This is a genomic window from Azospirillum sp. SYSU D00513, from assembly GCF_017356015.1.
Classification (GTDB): Bacteria; Pseudomonadota; Alphaproteobacteria; order Azospirillales; family Azospirillaceae; genus Azospirillum.
Genome location: NZ_JAFIQV010000054.1, coordinates 1 through 22,258, shown reverse-complemented (window position 1 = coordinate 22,258; position 22,258 = coordinate 1). Strand labels below are relative to the sequence as shown.

General features: G+C 62.2%; 17 protein-coding genes. 12 read left to right on the top strand and 5 right to left on the bottom strand.

Features of this window, described 5'->3' with window-relative positions:
- The first annotated feature begins 34 nt into the window (after positions 1-34).
- Positions 35-2,779, top strand: a complete 2,745-nt coding sequence (locus tag JUB11_RS28010; protein ID WP_207462091.1) for a peptidoglycan-binding protein — start codon at positions 35-37, stop codon at positions 2,777-2,779.
- Between the two features lie 161 nt (positions 2,780-2,940).
- On the opposite strand, the gene JUB11_RS28005 is transcribed toward JUB11_RS28010, so the two are convergent.
- From JUB11_RS28005 to JUB11_RS27995, 3 genes are read right to left on the bottom strand one after another with little or no spacing between them, the layout of a single operon-like run.
- On the bottom strand, positions 2,941-4,017 hold the full coding sequence (locus JUB11_RS28005; protein ID WP_207462090.1) for an EscU/YscU/HrcU family type III secretion system export apparatus switch protein: 1,077 nt from the start codon (positions 4,015-4,017) through the stop codon (positions 2,941-2,943).
- Positions 4,018-4,027: 10 nt separating this feature from the next.
- The gene (locus JUB11_RS28000) at positions 4,028-4,870 is read right to left on the bottom strand and encodes a flagellar biosynthetic protein FliR (RefSeq protein ID WP_207462089.1); all 843 of its coding nucleotides are present in this window, start codon (positions 4,868-4,870) and stop codon (positions 4,028-4,030) included.
- A gap of 16 nt (positions 4,871-4,886) precedes the next feature.
- A complete protein-coding gene (locus JUB11_RS27995; protein ID WP_207462088.1) occupies positions 4,887-7,109 on the bottom strand; it encodes a flagellar biosynthesis protein FlhA in 2,223 nt (740 codons plus the stop codon).
- 313 nt (positions 7,110-7,422) lie between these two features.
- Here JUB11_RS27995 and JUB11_RS27990 point away from each other — a divergent pair, with 313 nt between their 5' ends.
- From JUB11_RS27990 to JUB11_RS27960, 7 genes are all read left to right on the top strand, one after another.
- Complete coding sequence (locus JUB11_RS27990; RefSeq protein ID WP_207462087.1) at positions 7,423-7,875, top strand: hypothetical protein; 453 nt, start codon at positions 7,423-7,425, stop codon at positions 7,873-7,875.
- 605 nt (positions 7,876-8,480) lie between these two features.
- Complete coding sequence (locus JUB11_RS27985) at positions 8,481-9,638, top strand: flagellar basal body P-ring protein FlgI (RefSeq protein ID WP_207462086.1); 1,158 nt, start codon at positions 8,481-8,483, stop codon at positions 9,636-9,638.
- Between the two features lie 14 nt (positions 9,639-9,652).
- Entirely contained in the window at positions 9,653-10,048 is a 396-nt protein-coding gene (locus JUB11_RS27980) for a rod-binding protein (RefSeq protein ID WP_207462085.1), read from the top strand.
- Positions 10,029-10,472 (top strand): hypothetical protein, encoded by a 444-nt coding sequence (locus tag JUB11_RS27975; protein WP_207462084.1) that lies wholly within the window; start codon positions 10,029-10,031, stop codon positions 10,470-10,472. The genes JUB11_RS27980 and JUB11_RS27975 overlap by 20 nt, the downstream gene beginning before the upstream one ends.
- A 209-nt stretch (positions 10,473-10,681) precedes the next feature.
- Positions 10,682-11,851: a diguanylate cyclase gene (locus JUB11_RS27970; protein ID WP_348771524.1), complete on the top strand. Its 1,170-nt coding sequence runs from the start codon at positions 10,682-10,684 to the stop codon at positions 11,849-11,851.
- Between the two features lie 520 nt (positions 11,852-12,371).
- Positions 12,372-13,550, top strand: coding sequence for an IS256 family transposase (locus JUB11_RS27965; RefSeq protein ID WP_207462082.1), 1,179 nt, complete (start codon positions 12,372-12,374; stop codon positions 13,548-13,550).
- Complete coding sequence (locus tag JUB11_RS27960) at positions 13,543-13,827, top strand: hypothetical protein (protein WP_207462081.1); 285 nt, start codon at positions 13,543-13,545, stop codon at positions 13,825-13,827. Before JUB11_RS27965 ends, JUB11_RS27960 begins: the two co-directional genes overlap by 8 nt.
- A 90-nt stretch (positions 13,828-13,917) precedes the next feature.
- Here the strand turns inward: JUB11_RS27960 and JUB11_RS33030 are convergent, their stop codons facing one another.
- Positions 13,918-15,867, bottom strand: a complete 1,950-nt coding sequence (locus JUB11_RS33030; protein WP_247887377.1) for a methyl-accepting chemotaxis protein — start codon at positions 15,865-15,867, stop codon at positions 13,918-13,920.
- 984 nt (positions 15,868-16,851) lie between these two features.
- Here JUB11_RS33030 and JUB11_RS27950 point away from each other — a divergent pair.
- Positions 16,852-18,108, top strand: coding sequence for a methyl-accepting chemotaxis protein (locus JUB11_RS27950; RefSeq protein ID WP_207462080.1), 1,257 nt, complete (start codon positions 16,852-16,854; stop codon positions 18,106-18,108).
- Between the two features lie 205 nt (positions 18,109-18,313).
- On the opposite strand, the gene JUB11_RS27945 is transcribed toward JUB11_RS27950, so the two are convergent.
- Entirely contained in the window at positions 18,314-19,036 is a 723-nt protein-coding gene (locus JUB11_RS27945) for a HipA domain-containing protein (RefSeq protein WP_207462079.1), read from the bottom strand.
- Positions 19,037-19,510: 474 nt separating this feature from the next.
- Here JUB11_RS27945 and JUB11_RS27940 point away from each other — a divergent pair, with 474 nt between their 5' ends.
- The 3 genes from JUB11_RS27940 (at position 19,511) to JUB11_RS27930 (ending at position 21,933) form a co-directional block, all read left to right on the top strand.
- Entirely contained in the window at positions 19,511-19,888 is a 378-nt protein-coding gene (locus tag JUB11_RS27940) for a response regulator (RefSeq protein WP_207462078.1), read from the top strand.
- A 202-nt stretch (positions 19,889-20,090) separates the two neighbouring features.
- Positions 20,091-20,423 (top strand): response regulator, encoded by a 333-nt coding sequence (locus tag JUB11_RS27935; protein ID WP_207462077.1) that lies wholly within the window; start codon positions 20,091-20,093, stop codon positions 20,421-20,423.
- A 1,081-nt stretch (positions 20,424-21,504) separates the two neighbouring features.
- Positions 21,505-21,933 carry a response regulator gene (locus tag JUB11_RS27930; RefSeq protein ID WP_207462076.1) on the top strand — a complete coding sequence of 143 codons (429 nt, stop codon included), beginning with the start codon at positions 21,505-21,507 and terminating at the stop codon, positions 21,931-21,933.
- Positions 21,934-22,258 lie beyond the last annotated feature (325 nt).

Sequence of the window (22,258 nt, the reverse complement as noted above, 5' to 3'; positions counted from 1 at the left end):
TGAAAACCGCACAGATTTTTTCGAGAACCCGCCCATGCTCCGCCGCCTGCTCGCCGCTTCCACGTCCGCCTGGATCCTGGCGGCCGCTATGCCCGGCACCGCTCACGCCCAAGCTGACGGCGACCCCGAGGTCACGCCGGTCAAGGCGGCCGTCGCGCCGAGCCGCGCCGGTTCCGGACAGGCGGTAACCGCGAAGGTTGCCATCGGCGGGGCCGACTATCAGCTGTACCTCGATCCAGCCGCCGGAGTCGCGACCGCTGTTCCCGGACGCGGAGCGGGTGGCGGCGGGAAGACGGTCCATGTGGCTCCGACCCATGCTTCGGTGGCCGACGGCGCGGTAACGATCGATCTGCTCGTCAACCAGCGCCCGCGCCGGGTCGTCATCGCTCTCGACACGCCGGCGAACCATGGGGCAAGTACCGGAGCCGAGGTGGGCGATGCACAGTCGTCCGCTTCCGCACCGGATTTGGTGCCGTCAACCGCGGCAGCCGCGGACAAGGCACCCGTCCCGCCCCGGCTCCCGCCCAGCCGGATGGCGCAACTTGAGCAGGTCAACCTTCACAATGTGCAGGCCTCGCTCACCGCGCTCGGCTATGACCCCGGTCCCATCGACGGCCACTGGGGCCCGATGTCACGCGACGCGCTCAAGAGCTTTCGATCTGAGCGCGGTCTCCCCGACCGGGAAGCCCCCTCGCACGGAGATCTCGCAGCTCTGCAGCGCGCCCTGAACGAGTTGAGGGCCTTCGCGGCCGGGGCCGGACCGTTGACGGGATCGGCGCCAGCAGACAGCCCTCCGCCGATGGTCGCCCACATTGATCCCGCGCGCGCTGTTCCGGGCGCGCGGCCCCCGCGCGAGGTGACGCCTGTTACGTCACCAACCCAGCCGCTCGCAAGGCAGGGCATCCGGATGTCCGACGCGGAACTCGCCTCACTCCTGCAGAATCTGAAGATCGATCCGGACTCCGACAACGCCGAGGTGGTGATCCGCCTTTCTGAAGAAGGCAAGAAAGCCGGCCCGGCCAAGAGCCGGATGTCGCTCGACGTAATCGACCCCCGGATCGGAATGCTTAGCGCCGGCGTGCCAGAAGCGCCGCCGGAAACCGTGGATGCCGCGCCCCCGGCGAGCGCGGAACCGGCAAGCCCTCCCCTGGCGAAGCAGCTGGACTTCGCGGACTGGACCGCCCGTCCCTTTGTCGAGGAGACGCGCCGCGCGGTGCAGACCATCGCCGAAAAGCCGAGTGAACAAGCGAAGATCCTGAGCCGGCTGGCCGGCGTGTACCTCGCCCACGGACGAATGGACGATACCCAGGAGCTCGTGTCCGACCTGCGCCGACGCGGCGAGGCCACGCCGCTCGTCGCCGCACTCGCCGACGCGACCGCCGCCCTCAAAGGGAACGCGTCTCCGGACGCCGGCCTGTTTAAGGGAACGTCGCCAGAAGCCCGGCTCTGGCGTGCGGTCGACGCCCTGTATAGGGGCGATGTCGAGGGCACGGCCCGGATGAACTCGCTGAAGGGAGCCCTGGCGGACCTCCCCGAGGCGCTCCGCTTCCGCATCGCCGAGGACGCGATTGGCCGTCTGGTGGAGGCATCTCGCTTTGCACCGGCGCATGACGTCATGCGGATGCTAGAATCCTGGTCCGCCGATCGGGAGACGGCCGACGTGCTCGATTATTGGCGCGCACGCGAACTGGACATCCGCGGCGACAAGGACAAGGCAAAAGCGATCTATGGGCGGCTTGCCCAGAACCGTAGCGAGATCGGCATCCGTTCCCGTTTCCATCTAGTCGCACTGTCGCTGCCGGACGCCGGCCCCACCGCCGCATCCGGCATGGCGGACCAGCTCGACGAGCTGGCGGCGACATGGCCGGACGCGGCGCTCGACCCGTCCTTTTACCGGCTCTCTATCGGGGCCTTGCGCAAGGCGGGCCGCACCGCCGAAGCGGTCTCGCGGCTCGATCGGCTGATGCAGGACCCGGACCAGACCGTGGCATCCTGGGCGCGCGACGAGCTGCGTGGGCTGCTGAACGGCCTCATCGACGGGAGCGAGCCGGTCTCACTGCCCACTCGACTCGCCCTTCTGTCGCTATCAAGCCGTTGGGCGATGCGCGACCCATCCCTTCGTCCGCACCTTCTCGAAGCGGCCGAGTTCCTAGCCCGCACCGGCTTGACGAAACGCGCGGCCGAGATGCTGGCCTACGCCGAAGCTGCGGCTGATCCGGCCGAAAAGCCCGTGATCCTGATGCGGCGGGCAGCACTCCAGGTGGCTGCCGGCGACCCCAAGGCCGCCGTCACCACACTGCGAGGCGTGGCCGGCCTCATACCGCAGGCTAGCCCATTGCGCGCCGAGTGGCTTGCCCGCACAGCTGATGCGTTGACATTGTCGGGAAAACCCGACGAAGCCGTGGCCCTGCTGGGCAAGGAGAAACAGGCCGTTGCTGACCGGAAGGTGGCGGATGCGGCCATGAGGGCGCACATCGCTGCGGATCGATGGGGCTGGGTTGCGTTCCAGCTGGCGCAGGAGGTTCCCCCCCGCCCTGAGTTGGCAGCCGAGCGGCTCGGAGAGAACGACCTGCACGACGACGTCATGCGGCTCGCCTCCAGCTATGCCCTCGCGGGGCAGGAGGACGCGCTGGAAGCTCTCGGACGGGATTGGCGGCCGGTAATGGACAGCACGCGCCACGCCAGCTCCTTCGCTGCGCTCACGGAACGCACGCAGGCATCCACCGTCCGCGACCTGCTGGCCAGGGCGGACCGCCTCTTGGAAGCGAAGGTGCGCTGACCGGCGCCACATATATCGGGAAGCGTTTTTCCCCAAACGAAACGGCCCGTGTCGACGACATGGGCCGTTTCGCATCAGGGCCGCGCTGTATCCCCGCGACGGGGCGAAGCGGCGGAAATCCGAAATGTTGAAGGGAGGACCAACGCGCGACGGTGCCGGCGTCAGTTCTTCTCGGCTTCCAGGCCCAGGATGTAGGCGATCACCTCGGCGACCGCGCCGAAATGCTCCTTCCGAATCGGCTCGTGCAGCTCCACCTGGGCGTGGAGCAGGCGCGCAAGCGGCCGGTTCTCGATGATGGGGATACCCTCCTCCCGCGCCGTCTTGCGCAATTCCAACGCCACGGCGTCCACGCCTTTGGCCATGACGACCGGCAGCGGAACTTTCTCCGGATCGTACAGCAGCGCCACTGCGAAGTGGGTTGGGTTGGTGATCAGAACGCTGGACTTTTTGACCCCCTCCTTCATGCGCTGGACGGACTTCTCCATCTGCTTGTGGCGGATGGCGGTCTTGGTTTCCTGGTCACCTTCGCTCTGGCGCATGTCCTGCTTCACTTCCTCGCGCGTCATCATCAGCTTGGCGTTCCAGTGATAACGCTGCCACAGCAGGTCGATGATGGCGACGGCCATGGCCATGGCGACGACGCTGGCCAGGCAACGGAGGATGACGGCGCTGAACGCGGACAGGGCCGCGCCCGGCGTGAGCTCCCCGGAGGAGATGATGCCCTCAACCTCGCCTTTCAGCACGAGCCCGACAATGACAAAGGCAACGGACATCTTGATGGTGCCCTTGGCGAACTCGACCAGCGCCTGGGCGGAGAAAAGGCGCTTGAAACCGCTGGCGGGACTGATGTGGGACGGATCGGGGGCAAGCTTCGACATCGTCAGCACAATGCTTTGCTGCGCGAGGCCGGAGGCGGCCGGCGCGGCGATCAGCATCGCGAGCAGCGGCATCAGAATGACCATCAGCCGGCCTCCGACCTCCCAGCCGAGATGGGTCAGCCCGTTGGCGCTCTCCAGCAGACGCATGGGCGGATTTTGCATGAGCGCAAGCCCCCAGGCCAGAAAGGCGCTCGCGGCGCCGGGAAGGACGAGGCTCAACCAGGCGAGCACACACATCAGCATCAGCGCCTGAGTGGCGTCCCGTGAATGAGCCACGTCGCCCTTGCGCCTGGCCTGCTCCAGCCGTTGTGGCGTGGCCTGGAACTGCTTCTGATCCTTGCTTGCGGCCTCGCCCGACACGGTCTGTCCTTCAACTGGCGGTCAGGTTGGCGAGGAAGGCCGCCAGCCCTTCGGTGATGCGGTCGAGCATCAGCGGCATCGTCAGCCCCATGATCAGGAATCCGCCGAGGATCGTAATCGGCGGGCTGATGAAGATGATTTGCATGCGTGGCATGAAGAGGTTCATCAGCCCGAGCCCGATGTTCATGGCCGTTCCCGCGAGAAGGAAAGGAAAGGAGATCCAGAAGCCGAGTTGGAATCCTTCCGTCACCGCGCTCCCGGCAATGCGAGCATAGTCGCCCGCGGGCAGATGCCAGCCGGCGGGGCCGGGCGGCGGAATTACGCCGTAGCTGTCAACCACCGCGTGGAGAAGCTCGCCTCCGGCGCCCGATGCGAACAGAAAGGCGAGCACGCCGATGCCGAGCAGGGACCCGAGCGCCGAGGAGGAATCCGGCGACACGATACCGGCGGTGAAGGCGTTGCTGAGGCCGGCCTGCATGGCGAAGATCGATCCGGCAACGGAGGCGGCCGAAAACACCGCCCGGACGCAGAAGCCGAAGAAGAGGCCCGCCAGAACCTCGCCGCCGACCTGCAGTGCCATGGCGCTCGCCGTCGCCGGCGCGGGCGGCAGCTCCGGGAGCATCACCGGCAGCACGACGAGGCTAAGCATGAAGGCGAGCGCGATCCGCGCACGCGCTGCCACCCACATTTCGCCGAAGCCGGGAAGCAGCAGCAAAGCGCCGGCCATGCGGCAGAGGATCAGCAGGAAGCCGTAGACGGCTTCCTGCGCGATAGTCTCGATGCCCGCCACCCGCGCGAACGCGGCGGCTTGCGTTGCGAATTCCGGCGAGGCCGCGAGCAGATCCGGATTCATCCTGGCCGCCCGCTTCTCAGACCTGTCCGACGTAGCGAAGCTTCGCCTTCGGGTGGATTTCCTCGGTGCTCAGGACCGGCATGCGCAGGACGCGCTGCGCGTTCTGCATCTTGCCGGCGGCGGCCGAGCGGAACAGGATGTCGCGGATCCAGCGGCGGTGCATGGCTCCCACGATCAGCACGGGCTCGGAGGTGCAGTTCCCGACGACTTGGTCGATGCTCTCGGTCAGGGCGCGGGTATTCTCCGGGCTGATGAGGACGCGCGCATCGCCGTCCACTTCCTTCACCGAACGGTTGAGCATCTGGTCGGTTTGCTGGTTGAGGCTGATGCAGTTGATCCGGCCCTCCCTGTCGGCGACCGCCGAGCAGATCTGCCAGGACAGACGCCGACGCACATGGGCCGTCAAGGTCTCCGGGTTGGTGGACCAGACAACCCCCTCGGAAATGGCTTCGACGATCAGCGGCAGGTCGGTCACCGCCACGCCCTCCGAGAGGAGGTTCGACAGGATGCGCTGGAACACCGCACGCCCCAGTGGCTTCGGGCAGAACTCGTCAAACAGGGCCCGGTGGTCCCGACTGAGCTTGTCGACGAGCTTCATCATCTCCGGATAGTCGAGCAGCTCGGAGACATGCTGCCGGACAAGTTCAAGGAGGTGGGTGACGATCGCCTTCTCCGGCGTGGCGACGATCAGGCCGGCCTCGCGGGCGGCGCGCGCGTGAATGCTATCCACCCAGCGCGCTGGCAGGTTCAGCGTCGGTTCCAGCACATCCTCGCCTTGGATTTGGCCGAACCCCTTTCCCATGCCGATGCGGTCGACCACCAGGATCTTCTCGTGCCGCACGAGCGAGCGTCCCGCGACGCTTCCGCGCACGAGGATGGCGTACTCCCCCGGCTTGAACATGGGGTTGGGTCGCAGAAAGACGTCCGGCAGGGGAACGCCGTAGCGTTCCTCCTGGCGCTTGCGGATTTCCAGGATGGCGGACTGGAGAACGCAGACCTGGTCCTTCTCCGGGACATTCTCCTGTCCGGGCGGCTTGCGGCCGTAGAGCGCCGCGGCGAGCACCGGCTCCAGCTCAATGCTGAGCTTATGGATTTCCCTCTCCTGCCCTGCTGGAGCGGCAGCTGCCTTCATGGCCTCCTGCTCCTTCCCTGCCTGCGCCGCAGCGGCCTGCGCAGCCCGGGAGAGGCGCAGGGCGTAGGACAAGGCGCCCACGATGATTGAGCAGGTGGCGAAAGGCACGAAGGGCAGGCCCGGCATGACGGCGAAGCCGAACAGGACTGCGGCACCCAGGGAAAGGGCGCGTGGGTGGCCGACCTGACCGAAAATCTCCTTGTCCGGCCGCATACCGGTGCCGCTCTTGGCGACGAGGAGGCCGGCGCCGACGCTGATGAACAGTGCAGGGATCTGAGTGATCAGGCCGTCGCCGACGGTTAGCAGGCCGTAGACAAAGGCAGCGTCGGTGAAGCTCATTCCATGGCTGATCAGACCGGCGGTGATGCCGCCCAGCAGGTTGATACCGGTGATGACTAGGCCGGCCACGGCGTCGTTCTTGACGTATTTCGCCGCGCCGTCCATAGCGCCCATGAATGAGACTTCCTGCTCCAGCTCTAGGCGGCGACGGCGCACCTCGTTGTCGTCGATGACGCCGGCGGCCTTGTCCTCGTTGATCGCGTGCTGCTTGCCAGGCATGGCGTCGAGAGTGAAACGAGCCGCCACTTCGGCGATGCGGGTCGCACCCTTGGTGATGACGACGAAATTTACGAACAGCAGGATCAGGAACATCACGACGCCGATGATCACCTGTCCACCCATGACGAACTCGGCGAAAGCCTCGATCACCGAGCCGGCGGCATGGGGACCGGTGTGCCCCTCCGACAGGATCAGCTTCGTCGAGGAGACATTGAGCGTCAGCCGGATCATCGTCGTGAGGATAAGGACCGTCGGAAATGACGAGAACTCCAGGCCCTTGTGGACATAAACGGCGACCAGCAGTACCAGCAGCGATGTCGTAAAGGAAACGGCCAGGCCGAAATCCAGGACGATCGCCGGGATCGGTGCAAAGAGCCCGACGAGCACGGCGACGACCACGACGCCGAGAACCGTGTCGCCATGTGCTCCAGCGACCGCGGAGAAGGTCCCGGATATTCTCGAAACCAAGTCGGTGATGACTCCGCCCGTGGCGGTTTGCCCGGGCCGGGCGGTGACCGCTTGGGCTCCGGATGCCTTGATGTCGTTCATCGATCTTTCCTGAATCCGGCCTGCACAGCCCCTCCGCCGGCCCACCATGAGAGCGTCCGATCATCGTTAATATGACGTTCGATCATTAAGGGCTCCTGAGAAGCCTGTTGACGAACCCAGCCCATTGCTGGCCCTGCAAAATTTGGCCTTTGAAAAATTTTTGTTGAATGCGGCCGACAAATTCGGCTCCGCAGACGAAGCATCGGAAATTCCCGTCTCCTATCCATAGGACAGCAGAGCCGTCCGGCAGAAGACGATCCCTGGAGCATGGAATGCCCGGACCGAAAGCCACGGTTCGGAAGGAGAAGCATGGATGAAGATTCGCATCTCTGACCCCGCCGACCTCGAACGCATCGGTCGGCTGGTCTTCGGCGAGCATTGGCAGTCGGCGATGCGCGCCTATCTGGGCGTGACACACGAGACGCTCCGACGCTGGATCTTCGGCGTGACGCAGATGCCCGACTGGGTGGCAAAGGGAGTCAGCCGGGATCTCACCTCGATGTTGGGAAGTCCCTCCGAACCATCCGCGTTCATGGAGGAAAGGCACGCCTTGTTGTGGCTGCAGGCGCATCCGGGCCATCGCAGTGTGCTTGAAGTCGCCCAAGGACTGGAGGTATCGCCCACCACGGCCGAGGCGGCGTTGCGGGCTCTCCTCAACCAGGGCTATCTGCGCGTGCGCGTGGATGGCAACGGGCTGTCCTTTGCTTCGGTGCCGCAAGTTCGGGCGTGCCACATCGGCGGAATGGAGGCGTGTGACCTCGACTAGAGGCACGAGCCGACTGTCCCGATTTGCCGATCAGACCAGATCGGGAGGACATTGAGGGGCTCGGGCAAGGAATGGCGGAAACGGCGGAGCAAACCAGAAGGGGCCGTACCGGCTGAGGGCACCCCCAATTACTGGCGCCCGAGATGGCGGAGGCGGCGCATCGGATTAGGAACCGCCGTCCCGCGCGCCCTATGAGCTTAGCACTTGCAGCATATAGCTGGAACATTTTCGATGCACGGACGCTTAAGAAACCCAAGCACTGGCGTCCCATACATATGAGTATTTGCCCTCACATTCATTAAAAAGGTGGAACAATACTAGTTGCCATTTTCGAAGATGGGCCACGATTCATTTTCTAGAGAACATCGTTATTTTGACCGACGCCCTCAAACATTATGCAACCTTCGATGATGCCTGAAACACCCAATGCTTGAGCCTGCGCGATCGAAAAAATGTGCCGATTTCGAAAGCCTTTGGTGTTTCCGCACGCCCATGTGAGGCGGACGTAATCCTACAGCCGTATATGGAGTGAAGTGCCGGATGTGACGTGTCGGCCGCACATGCATCACGATCCCCGACAGGCAACGAGGAGTGTCGAGTCCGCCATGATCCGCCGATCCATCAAGATCGTCGTCGCAAGGGTCCTTTGCGCCACTGCCTTGGCCTCCTATCTGGCATTGCCGTCAGAAGCCGCGCGCATTAAGGACATTGCCTCGTTCGAGGGCGTGCGCGAGAATCGAATCTCCGGGCTCGGCATCGTCTCGGGCCTGGGCGGGACCGGCGATAACCTGAATTCCTCCCCGTTCACGCAGCAATTGCTGGCCTCTTTGATGGATCGGTACGGCGTTAACATTTCTGGCGAGCCGATGCGGGCGAAGAACGTCGCAGCGGTCACGGTCACGGCGACCCTCCCTCCCTTTCCTCGCCGGGGCTCGCGGATAGACGTTACCGTGCAGGCCGTCGGCGACGCGAAAAGCCTTCTCGGCGGTGTCCTTCAGCAGACTTGGTTGGTCGGTCCCGACGGACGGCCTTATGCCATGGCGCAGGGCCCGATCGCGGTGTCGGGTTTCGGCGTGCAGGGACAGGCGGCGAAGATGACGGTCGGCGTGCAGACCGTTGGCCGTATCCCCGGCGGCGCGATCATTGAGGCGGAACTGTCGGAAGGCACGCCCGACAACCCCATTCCCTACGAGATGAGCAGCCTCGAGACGCTTCGGCTGGCGCTAATGAACCCGGACGCCTCCACCGCCGTCGGCATTGCCAACGTGGTGAACCGCGCCGTCGGTGGCACGGGCGCGCGAGCCCAAGCGCTCGATCCTACAACGGTCGAAATTCTGCCCGGCAATTCCTGGAAGGACCGGATGGTTGAACTGATGGCGCGCGTGGAGAATCTCGACGTCGTTGCGGACACCGCCGCCCGAGTCGTGGTGGACGACCGCACCGGCACAATCGTAATGGGCGAACGGGTCCGCATCAGCACGGTCGCAGTGAGCCATGGCAATCTTACCATCAAGGTTGTCGAAACGCCGCAGGTCTCCCAACCCAACCCGCTGAGTGAGGGCGCCACCGTTGTAGTGCCGCGTACGGACATCCAGGTGGACACAGCCGCCGACAAGCGCCTTGCCGTGCTCCCAGCCGGCTCGACCCTCCAGGACGTGGTCAAGGGCCTGAACACGCTTGGCGTGTCGCCACGCGACATGATCTCCATCCTTCAGGCCATCAAGACCGCCGGGGCCCTTCAAGCCGATCTGGTCATTCAGTGACGGTGAATCACATCATGTCGACCTTTCCCGCCTCCGGCCCGCTGGGCGTGACCTCCCTAAGATCCGCCGCCGGAGCCGGCGAGACCCGGCCCGGCGAGCGACCGGTCGCGCCTGTGATCAAGGCCAGAGCCGAGGAATTTGAGGGGGTCGTGCTCGGCCTCTTCGTGAAGAGCATGTTCGCCGGCGTGCGCGGCGGCAGCATGGGGGGTGGGAACGCCGAGGCGCAGTGGCGAGACCTCCTGTGCGACGAGTACGGCAAGGCACTTGCGACCGACGGCGGTCTCGGGATTGCCACGCTCGTGGCGACCCAAATGCAGGACCTGCAGGACCAGGCGGACGCGCGGACCGCTGCAACGGTGGTCACCAATTCAACACCCTACGGAAAAGACCATGACGACTTTCACGGCTGAAACGCCCGTGCCGGAGACTCCAGCGGCCAACGCCGGCAGCACGGCCTCCTTGGTCCCGGAATTTCTGGCCACCCTTCAGCGCCTCCAAGAGTTGATGAGGGAGGAAATCGAACTCGCGCTGTCGGCATCTGAGGGCTCTCTGCGCGAGGTCATTGCCGAAAAACTCGCTTTGGTTGCAAAGGTCGAGCATCTGAGCGTGGCCATGAGGGGAAGCGGGGCCGCCGCCGACCGGGCCACGGTCGAGGCCGCTTGGTACGCCTTCCAGGCCAGCGTCGAGGACAACCGACTGCGCGTGCGCGGCGTGATTGACTCGATCACCTCGTCAGTTCGTCTCGCGCTCGACCACATGAAGCAGGAGGGTTGGGGCTACGGTCCGGATGCCCTGGACGCCTCATCCACCCTCTTCAGCGGGCAGAAGGTCTGACCGCTCGGGCGCTCGACAATCCTTGAGGGCTCTGTTGCAAAGTTTGTTTAAGCCACAAAGGCCGGAATGCGGCGTCTGCCGGACGGACGCTAACCCTTTGTAGGTCAGCAGAAATTTGCAACAGAGTCTATCCCCCACCGGATCGTTCATCAGAACCCAGCAAAGCATCGTAATCAAACATTAAGATATTCATAGCTATATGAATAGTTATGAAAATAGCATTTCCAGATCAAATAATTTTTCACGCTCTCCTCCACAGCCTAAGCTTTATGGCGCTAACGGCTATGGTTTACGGGGTGTTAATTCGGCATGCTTCCGGTAGAGCTTTGATCTCGATCTTGACGGGTCTGCTATTCGGCGTTGGAGCAATCCTGGTTATGACCGATCCCGTAGAGCTGATGTCCGGCCTGATTGTTGACGGTCGGACTATAATGGTGGGCTTGGCAACGCCATTCGGAGGTGTTCCAGCTGGCCTGATTGCGGGCGTTCTTGCTGGCGCTTATCGCGCATGGCTTGGCGGAGCGGGCGCCATGGCCGGCGTTTTCGGAATTGGTATCGCCCTGCTGTCCAGCATCTTGTTCCACCGTTTGGCTTCACAGCGCGAAGGTGGATACAGTCTCAAACAATTAGTACTGCTTGGCAGTATGGTTGCAGCCAGCGGAGTCAACGCTCTAATCTTGCCCCAACCAATCATGTTCACGTTCCTGAACGAAGCTCTTGTGCCACTCACTATCGCCAACATTAGCGGCATTGTGATATTGGGAACATTTTTATCAAGAGAACGGCTTAGTGCTAACTCAGAGAAATGGCTTCGCAGCGTCGCTTTCACCGACTCGCTTACCGGGTTGTCCAACAGGAGAGCTTTTTTAACCGCGCTTCGAGGTTCATTCCAGGATGCTTTGAAGTATAATCGCCCTTTTTCATTGCTACTCATCGACTGTGATAATTTTAAGAAAGTTAACGACACCTATGGCCACGAATGCGGCGATAAGACCCTCATTCATCTAGCACGAATATTTGAAGCTGAGATTGGCCAACATGGGGTCGTTGGTCGATTTGGAGGAGAAGAGTTCACAATGCTTTTGCAGCATGACAATAAGGCGAATGCCATTCTGAAAGCAGACCACATCAGAAAGACGGTGGAAGATGCGGCCCTGCACACGGACGAAGATATCATTCACGTTACAGTAAGTATAGGAGTTACTACTTGGTCACCCATTTTTGCGGATGCCGAGGATATGCTGCGGTCGGCCGACCGGCATCTTTATAAAGCAAAGGAACGCGGAAGAAATTGCGTTGAACCAACCATAACTCATCACTTCATCTCAAATAACCCCTTCAGCTCCAGATCAGTCGATACACCTCCTTCTTTGGAGTAAGGCTGTGATGATCACTCTACTGCAAATTAGTAATGAGACTTACAGGCAGGATCGACAAAGCGGCTTTGGTGTACAATTCAGCGTGCGAGCAGAATTGCCGTGACTTTCTGGTATTTACTCACCTGGTTGGCTAAGCGGGCAGAGCCATGCTGGCATGGTTTGCGCATTAGGGGGGTGAATTGGCGATCCGGTGTTGCGTCGGAGGCGTGGACATGAGTGAACGTACCTATGACACGCCCCGACTTGTCTGGCCTGTGTTCGGAAGGGAAGGACGCGCTGATCCTGGCGCTCCTGGAGCGCGTCGTGGCGCTCGAGGCGAAGCTGAACCAGCCGCCTAAGAACCGGGAGATTCCAGCCTGCCACCCTCACGCGACCAGAAGACGACCCGCGCCCGCGGTGGCGTAACTTGAGGTCTGGAAATTCGGCATTTGAGTTTTGGGCTGCCCCAGCCGCGTGCCGGAGCACACGGCTGGGCGCCCGTTCATTCCGGTGATCCTTGTCGCCAAACTCGGAGAACCAGATGCCGGAGCCTCAGGATACGATTATCGCCACGCTCATGGAACAGCTTATCCAGGCCGGGCCGGACGGCATGGCCCAGGCCTTCACCGCCCTGTTTAACCTGGCCATGCGGCTGGAGCGCGAACGCCATCTCGGTGCCGAGCCGTATGAGCGCAGCGCCGATCGGCGCGGCTATGCCAACGGCTACAAGCCCAAGACGCTCGACACCCCGGCCGGAACGGTCACCGTCCAGGTGCCCAAAACCCGCGACACCGATGAGCCCTTCTATCCGCAGTCGCTGGAACGCGGTCGGCGCTCCTGTCGCGCCGTGATGCTGGCGGTGGCCGAGATGTACGTGAAGGGCGTCTCCACGCGCGATGCTGCTAAGGTCACGGCCGAGTTCGGCCTGAAGAGCCTCTCCTCCATGCAGGTCAGCCGCGCCGCTGCTCTGCTCGATGAAGAGCTCCAGGCCTGGCGCTCACGCCCGCTCGGCACGGTCTCCTATCTGCCGCTCGATGCGCGCTACGAGAAGGTCCGAAAGGGTGGCGTGGTGCGCGATGCCGCCATCCTTTCGGCCATCGGCATCGATCCCGATGGCCGCCGGCACGTGCTCGGCGTCTGCGCCGCCCTGTCGGAAGCCGAGGTTCATTGGCGGGCCTTTCTTGACGACCTGGTTGCCCGAGGCCTACGCGGCGTGCGCTTCATCACCAGTGATGATCACGCCGGGCTGCGCGCCGCCCGCCAAGCCGTTTTTCCCGGCGCGCGGTGGCAACGCTGCCACTTTCATCTGGCCCAGAACGCCATCCAGCACGCCCCCGATGCCACCATCCGCAAAAGCATCGGTGCCGACCTGCGCCAGGTCTGGAACGCCTCCACCCTGCCGCAGGCGGAAGAGGAGCTCAAACGCCTCGTGCAGGCCTACCAGGCCACCGCGCCCAAGCTCGCCGGCTGGTTGGAAAGCGCCGTCCCGGAGGGGCTCACCGTCTTCAGGCTGCCAGACCATCACCGCCGCCGTATGCGCACAGCAAACCCGATCGAGCGCGCCATTCAGCAGGAGATCAAGCGCCGCACGACCAAGGTTCGCGTCTTCCCCAACGAGAGCGCGCTCCTACGCCTCGTTACCGCCATCCTCATCGAGATCGACAAGGAGTGGGCCACAACCGACCGCGTCTACATCAACATGAACGACCGGGATGACTGAGGCTCAAACATACGAATTTCCAGAAACCATGTTGCTCAATCCAAAGACCGCTTCTTCTTCCTGGGACGCGTTTGCCGACGTGGATGCCTTCGTAGACGAAGTTCTGGTCGAGCTAACGGTGCTGGCCAGCGAGGGCGAGCGGCAGCCCCGCCCTGGCCCCACGCCGCGGCCGACCGATGCGCCGCTGTGCAAGGTGATGATGGCGATCGTGCGTCGGCTTCTGTGGCAGATCGTGTACACCACAAACCTTTGTGAGGACTGCTTCACCCTCTCTTGATCAAAACCGGCCCGTACACGGAATTCCTGACAGTCCCGAGACCACCCCGACAGGGCGGTCCCGCATTTCATCACCCTGCCACCGACCGCATCAAGCGGCGCGAACTGTGGCGATGAAGTTGGTCACCTCGGCCTTCAGCCGTTCGGCTTCTTCCGCCAGACTGTTGGCGGTGCCCAGTACCTGGGTGGCGGCGGAGCCGGTCTCGGTCGCGGCCTGAGTCACACCGGTGATGTTGAGGTTGACCTCCTCCGTCCCGCGCGCCGCTTGGGCGACGTTGCCGGAGATCTCGCCGGTTGCCGCGTTCTGCTCCTCGATGGCGGCGGCAATTGCCGTGGCGATCTCGTTCAGCTCGCCAATGGTCCGGCCGATGTTCGCGATTGCCCCCTGGACGCCGCCGGTTGCCCCCTGGATCTCCTTCACCTTGGTCTGGATCTCCTCGGTCGCCTTAGCGGTCTGGTTGGCGAGGCTCTTCACCTCGCTCGCCACGACGGCGAAGCCCTTGCCGGCCTCGCCGGCCCGGGCCGCCTCGATGGTCGCGTTCAGCGCCAGAAGATTGGTTTGTCCCGCGATGGAGTTGATCAGCCCGACCACCTCACCGATCTGGTGGGCCGCCTCGACAAGCCCCTGCATGCTGCTCTGCGTCCGTTCGGCCTCCTGCACGGCCTCGCCGCTGATGCGGGTCTGGGCGGAAACTTGACGGCCGATCTCCAGGATGGAGGCGGCCAGCTCCTCGGTCGCGGCGGCCACCGTCTGGACGTTGGCGGAGGACTGTTCCGATGCAGCGGCCACGGCAGTCGCCTGGCTGCTCGCCTGGGCGGCGGTGGAGGACAGGGCCGTCGCCGCACCCTGCATCTGGGTGGCGGAAGCCGCGACCGTCTCCACAATACCCTGCACGCTGTATTCAAAGTTTGCCGCGAGCTGGTTCAGCTCAGCCTTGCGTTGTGCCTCGGCACGGGCCTCGGCGGCCTTGGTCTCCTCCTCCATCGCGCGAGTGCGGATCATGCTGTCGCGGAACACCTGGACGGCCTCGGCCATCTCGCCGATCTCGTCGCGGCGGCCGACCGCCGGGATCTCCGCCGCCGTGTCGCCGCCCGCCAGCCGGCGCATCGCGGCGGTCATGGAGGTGACCGGCACGGCGATGCTGCGCCCGATCAGCCAGGCCAGCGCGACGCCGAGCGACGCGGCCAGCGCCGACAGGAGCACCGCCATGGACTTCGCCTCGGCGGCGTCAGCCGTAGCCTCTTCAGCTACGCCTGCCTGCATGCGCACGGCATTCTCGCGAATGCGGGCCGACTTTTCACGGACAGCTTTGATGGTCCGGGCCATCGGCCCGTTGATTGACTCCTCAATCTCGGCCGTCAGGGCGGCCAACTCCTTGAAGCCCGCATCGTAGGACGTCAGCATGGAGCTGGCCCGGCTCAGCCGTTCGCCCTGCCCGTCGGCCAGATGCTCGCCGACCATGACGTCCAGCGCCTTGCGGGTGGCCGCGATCTCACGCCCGACGCGCTCGGCGTCGGCCGGCTTCCGCTCCGCCAGGAAGCGCGCCGCCACGTAGCGGGCGAGCATGAAGGTCTCGCTCGCCTCGCCACTGTGCGCCAGCGCGCCGACGTTGGATGCGTCGGCCTCCGCCTTGCGAATCTCGGTCAGCAGGGTGCGGATCTCCAGCCCCAGCTTCGTCAGAATCGACTCGCTCAGCGCATCGCGCTTGGCTGTCTTCTCCACCACTGCTCGGAAGCCGGCCTCGTACTCCGCCTTGAGCCGGATGATCTCTTCGATTAGAGCAAGGTTCTCGGGCAGCGTGACCTTGGCCTTCATGGCGGCCAATTGCCGGGCCGCCTCGGACCAGTCCGCGTCGAAGCTCGCGACGTCCTCGCCGGACCCGCTGGCGAGGAAGCGCCGAACCGCGAGCCGCGCCTCGATCAAGTGAGAGTCCGCTTCGGCGCTGTGCATTGCCAACTGTGCCTGGCCGGTGTAGCGCAGCAGATTTCGTTCCGCGTCGCCCGCCTTATACCAGGAGGAGGCGCCGATGCCCGCGAGCAATGCCAGGACAGAACCGAAGCCTACATAAACTTTAGTTCGGGTTTTGAGGTTGGAGAATATTCCGGCTTTTGCTGCACCCGTAACGACTTGCCCGCGTGTGTTCATTGGTCCAATTCCTTTTCTCAGCATAAGGCAAGCTGTCACAAACCCCGGCCGAGTCATAAACGCGACCTCTTAATTAAATCTTACTGAAATAAGTTTGTGCCCTGTGACATAGGTCAAAGAATGATCCAAAACGTTGAGGCTCACTTCACCTCCGCCGTCCTCAACTGGATGACCAGCCTCGGTATGCCAGCCTCACTCATGGTCGCCTGAAAACCGGGGAAGGGAGCAGCCTACCCGTATCCCGATTTGCGCAACAAGGCCGCGGTAGGGTCTGGAGGTGGCGGGCTGCACGGTAGCCCGGCTGATGCGACAGTTGGACCTGAAAGGCGCGACGCGGGGCAAAGCATTACAGCCAAACGCATCGCACAGCATCACTCCCGTCTTACTGGTAATGTCCAGATAGGCCTGAGGCCGACGTCTCCGGCCAGTGCCGGCGGATGTCCATACCGCGAACTCCTCGGGCCGCACCCAGAGCGTTGGGCTCCCGCACTTCCTAAGTGTCCTGCTTGCACCCCCCCCCCAGTTCTCAAGGCTGTGTTTGGGCTTCGGGATACCATGCCGAATGTCAGCGTTATGTTTTTGCGACATGCTCAGGCGCAGTGGTTACCAAGGCGCCCGCCTTTTAACCGACCTCATCCGACCGAGAAATCGCCGGATCCCTGGGCTCTGTTGCGAATCTTGGTTGAGCCACAAAGGTTGATATGCGGAATTTGCCGGACGGACGCTACTGTTTGTAGGTCCGCAGAAATTTGCAACAGGGGCCCATCGGCTTGCAACTTTCCGAGCAACATTAATGATCTTTCAAGTTTGCTGGTTTACGCAACTGCGTTAGCCGCCTGTTGATCTACGCAGCGTGGCATCCGTGATGACGAGGGATGCATGTGGAAGCCGTTCGCGTCTAACAAGAAGTACAACGCGCTCAAAAATCGTCACGCGGAGCTTCAGACCTGGTTCGAGTCCGCGATGATGATGATCGACTGCGTGCCGATTCCGCTGCTGTGGTGTGACACGGCTCAGGGCTTCACGGTCACCTACATCAACACGGCCGCCAAGGAGCTGATCGGCCGGCTCGGCGACGCCTTCCCGGCGACCGCCAAGACAGTGATGGGACGGCACGTCGCGGATCTCTTCCCCGCCATCGGCGCGAACCTCCGCGTGAAACTGCCCGACCCCTCGGCGCTTCCTTACAAGTGCCGCCTGCAGATCGGCGAGGAGTGGATCGACCTCAGCTTCGTCGCCGTGCTCGACAAGAAGAAGACCTATTGCGGCGCGATGCTGAGCTGGCAGGCGGTCACCGAGCAGGTCCGTATGGCGCAGAACTTCGAGGCGACCATCAAGCAGCTCGTCGGCAGCGTGGCGTCCGCCACCACCGAGCTGGAGGCGACCGCCCAGAGCATGTCCGCTATCGCGGAGGAGACCAGCCGGCAGGCGACCGCCTCGGCCAGCGCGTCGGAGCAAACCTCCACCAACGTCCAGACGGTGGCCACCGCCGCCGAGCGCATGGCGACGGCGCTGCGGGACATCTCGACCCACGCGGCCAAGTCCTCGGGCATCGCCGGCAACGCCGTGCAGGAGGCCGCGCGCACGAACAGCACAGTCGCCGGTCTGACGGAAGCCGCGCACAAGATCGGCGAGGTGGTGCACCTGATCCAGAGCATTGCCAGCCAGACCAACCTGCTGGCGCTGAACGCCACCATCGAGGCGGCGCGGGCGGGCGAGGCCGGCAAGGGCTTCGCCGTTGTCGCCGGCGAGGTCAAGAGCCTCGCCAACCAGACGGCGCGCGCGACGGAGGAGATCGCCTCCCAGATCACCGCTATACGTGACGTGGCGGGCCAGGCGGTGACGGCGATCCAAGGCATCGGCTCGACCATCGCTACGATGAACGAGATCACCGCCACCATCGCCTCGGCCATCGAGGAGCAGAGTGCCGCGACCGTCGAGATCACCCGCAACGTGCTGGAGGCTTCGAACCACACGAAAGAGGTGTCGAACAACATCTCTCAGGTGCGGTTAGCGGCCAATGAGACGGGCGCCGCGGCTTCTCAGGTGCTCGGCGTCACTGGCGAGGTGTCGCGTCAGGCCGAGGTTCTCCAAGGCGAGGTCGAACTATTCCTTCAGCACATGCAAGTCCGTTAGTACCTGGGCGCTGACCAGCTGAGCGAAGATCTCAGCCCAATTGAGGGCGGCGCAAGGTTCTGTTGAAAATTTTTGCTGACCTGCAGACGTTAACATCTGTCCGGCAGACGCCGCATATCAGCATTTGTGGCTGAGTCAAACTTTGCAACAGAGCCCAAGCGCTGGAGAATTGAGGAACCGAAGGCGGTGGCGGGATCGAGCCTCATTATCGGGCGTGGACGTTATCGTCAGCATCTTCGGCAGCCGCCTCGATGTGGACGAGGTTTAGGACGATGGTTCGGCAGCGTGCCTCGATCGCTGCTGCGAACTCGGTTAGCAGCGGATGGTTCCCGCCCGGCATCGCTCTGACCGCCTCGACCGCCTCCGGCAGTTCCCGCCGGACCTTTCCCGCGATCGTCTCGATCCGCCGGAGGATCATCGTGCGGTTTAGGCCGCACTCGTCCGCCATCCGCTGCCAGTGGCAGCCCTTGAGATGATCCCCGCGGGTCTTGCCGGCGATAGTCTGCGACAGGTTTTTCGTAACGTTTTCCCACTCGGCCGCGCACATGAGGTCATAGAGCGGGGCCAGAGAGGCGCCCCGGCCTGTCAGGAGGACGCTGTAGTTCTTGGCGTGCGAGTCCGTGTTGCAGATCATCACGTTGGAAATCACGGCGTCGAGCAGCCGCATGCGGTCAACTGCCGTCAGGTAGTCTTCGACTACCTTGAACATGTCGGCCAAGCGCGGCCCCCTGACACCCGAGCGGTTGCGCTCGTACTTCGCCCCAGGCGGCTTGCCGAGCGCTTGGCAGAAGTCCTCCTGGTGGACGCGCAGCCAGCGCCCCTCCCGCTGCACCCGGTCGTAGCGGGTGACCAGTAAGTAGCTCCACTCCCCCGCCCTGCCCGTCGTCACCGCTGCGGTCTTCAGGTCGCAGCGGCCGGCGAGCGTCATGCAGAGGAGGGTGTCACGCAGTAACGTTGGATTTGAGTCACTTTGTTGACATCGTGCCTCTGTGCTGCTCTGAGTTGATCGTCCTCCCTTCACATACGCATTCTCCGGAAGGCCGATCCATCGCTTGTCGCATGTCTGGGGTAGCAAACAAGCCCTAAAAGCGCTGACAGAGGCGAAGCAATAAAAGTTGTTTAAATCCAACGTTACAGCGTGACACCCTCTATGAGATTGGTTTTGGTCCCTTCGCTCAGCGTCGCTGCGGGCGCACAGGCGGGCACGTCCACCGTATAAAGGTGCCCAAAAGCCGATATGGCATGCCCGATCAACAGGTATTGCGTCGGTGAACATCTTGCTGACGACCAATACGCCCGACATCGAAATCCCCTCGTGCATTAACATATGTTAACGCTTTGGTGTTATAAATGAGGTGTCACGCAGCGTTCGTGTGCCTTTCCGTAGCCGTCAGGTCCCAGTGTGCAGATCCACGTTTTGCTAGCCGACGATGAGATCCTGGTCGCTATGGCCGTTGAGGAGATCCTAACGGAGGCCGGTTACCGCGTGACCGTCGCAAGCGACGGAACGAAGGCTCTCGCCGCCTACATGGCAGACCCTGCTGACCTCCTGATCACGGATGTGCGGATGCCGGAGCTTGATGGCTTCTCCTTGATGTGGCGCCTTCGGGGAATGAACCCGACCCTGCCAGTGATCATCATGTCCGGCCACCTGCTCAGCAGCATGATGGTGACTGACCAATCCAGAGGGAAAACCACGGTGTTCGAAAAACCCGTGCGGCTGGACCAACTGCTCAATGCAGTCCGTGCTTCATTCCCCACCAGCCAAGCTGGCAGATAGCGCATCTCTCACGGATCTCATTGGGAGTTTGGATGTGCGGAGGTGGGGTTGAGACGTGAGGTTGACCAACCAAGCCGCATGCCCTTAAGCTTTGTTCCGGTGCTGCTGCGATTTTTTGTGATAAATCCAGAGCGTAGAATGTTGCGTGCAGAGGCTCCATAACGGGACTAGCGCCGTGTCTAATATCTCGCCACACATTCTCATGGCTGAAGACGAGGATCTTGTTGCGATGGCTCTGGCCTCCACGCTCGAAGATTACGGATACCGCGTTACGGCGGTTCACAATGGCCTGGAGGCAATGGAGGCTAATGAGAAGGACCCGGCGGCGCTCCTGATCACGGACATGCGCATGCCGGTCATGGACGGCAACAGCCTAATCCGCCTGATCCGTCAGCGCCGCTCCAACCTGCCCATCGTCGTGATGACCGGCTACAGCGACAGCGTACCTGCGCAGCAACCAGGAAAACTCATTGTCTTGACCAAACCTTTCATGGTCGGCGCGTTGATCAAGGCCATTCGGACGCTGATTAAGTGATCAAACGGTAACGTGAAGCAGCTTGTATGGTTTAGTGGCTTACGCTTGAAAAGCGCTGCGTTGAAAGCTCTTCACGATTACTGCTAAGTAGATATGCTGTCGTTGATACCAACGTCATCAAGCCTAAAGACCTAAAGACCAATTCATTGTCTGGACTCATCAGAATAAAGGCTAGCATCCAAAGAAAAAACGCCGCAACCTTCATTTTTCGCTCCGCCTCGCCATAATCTCGTCTCTAATCAGGATCTGTGTAGCGATCATGCGGCGCACGCTTGATGGATACACAACCTCGCCACTCAGCACGATCTCACAGCTTTCGTGCAGTACGTGCTCCAGTTCCTCCAGAGTCATCGAACGTAAATAGTTCTTAGTCTGCGTCACTTCGGTTGGATTAGAGTGATCAACATACATTTTCGAAAACTCAATGTGTCTCATGGCCTCGGATTTTTGGAAACTCGCTTTCTATTGATTGTAGACGGCGGATGTTAACAGTTTGTAACCGTACGCTTATAATGGATTAGCTAAATTTTTATTATAATGTCTGTCGGGCTTTCTCCGCTTACTGGGAGCGTCCAATCATGAATGCTCTCGGCTTGAGGCTCATAGGAAGGCCGAGCTTGCCTCTAAACCAAACAAGACCACAAAAAGCAACGGGGCCGTCTCCCGCTTAGGAAACGACCCCGAAGGCTTATAGGCTGGCCCATGCCAAACCCACGCAAAGAACGCATGCAGAAGCACAGTGTTCCTGCGAGGTTTTGTCATGGCATTATGATTCGGGACAAACGCAACGAAGGCCGTTGCCGGGGAGCAAACGGCCTTCGCGCGTTGCACTGAAGGAATGAAATAACGTACAAGCCACCAGTGCCTCCAGACGGAGATCCAGAGCGCACTGGCGTCTACAACATGGTCCTCAATGATTGGTTCCGCTTCTCCAAAGGGGCATGTTCGATTGCGATAGGCGCCCCTATGGCCAAAGACCGAATCGGGTCTTTCATTAAAATAAGTTAATCATTCGGCGCACTGGGCGGGCTGATTGATCGGCGCGTTTCCAATTTGTCGAACCGCTTGAGGGGACCGGGACGTGCCGATCCATGTGTTGCTTGCCGAGGATGAGGTTTTGGTCGCTATGGCTGTAGAGGATCTGCTGACCGAAGCAGGATATCGGGTGACAGTGGCGGACAACGGTCTAGATGCCTTGCAGGCATACGCTGCGGATCCCGCAGACATCTTGGTAACCGATGTCCGTATGCCGGAGCTTGATGGGTTGGGATTGGTAGCGCACCTTCGTGAACAATATCCGAGCCTACCGGTGGTCATCATGACCGGCCACATGGTCCCCAGCATGGTGCTGGTCGAGCCCTCCCAGGGACGAACCGCTGTGTTTACGAAACCAGTTCCCAACGCCCTGCTTCTTGATGCGGTTCGGGCATCGCTGCCGCAGAGCAACACGGTCGGAATGCCTGTTCCGCCCCTGGACGGCATCAGCATCTCAGAGGGTGCCACTCACTGAGCCCAGACGCAGCGAAGGCCGCCCGGATGGCAGGCGGCCTTCGCGCGGCACCGACGTTACGTGAATAGGTGCAATCTGGGTTAGGGATCAGATGCACCTGCCTCCCTAACAGAAGCTTATCGGATTGGTTCCGGTCCCTTCGGTCAGCGCCGTTGCGGGCTCACAGGCGGGTACGGCTGGCGGAGAGGCCTGGTCAGAGCCTGTTTGACTGAAACCTGCTTCTGTCTGTTGGTGATGGCAGGAGGAGTGGACGATGTGGACAGACGCGCAGCGGGAAAAGTACAAAGATGACGACCGTCGTTACCCGAGCGACCTGACGGACACG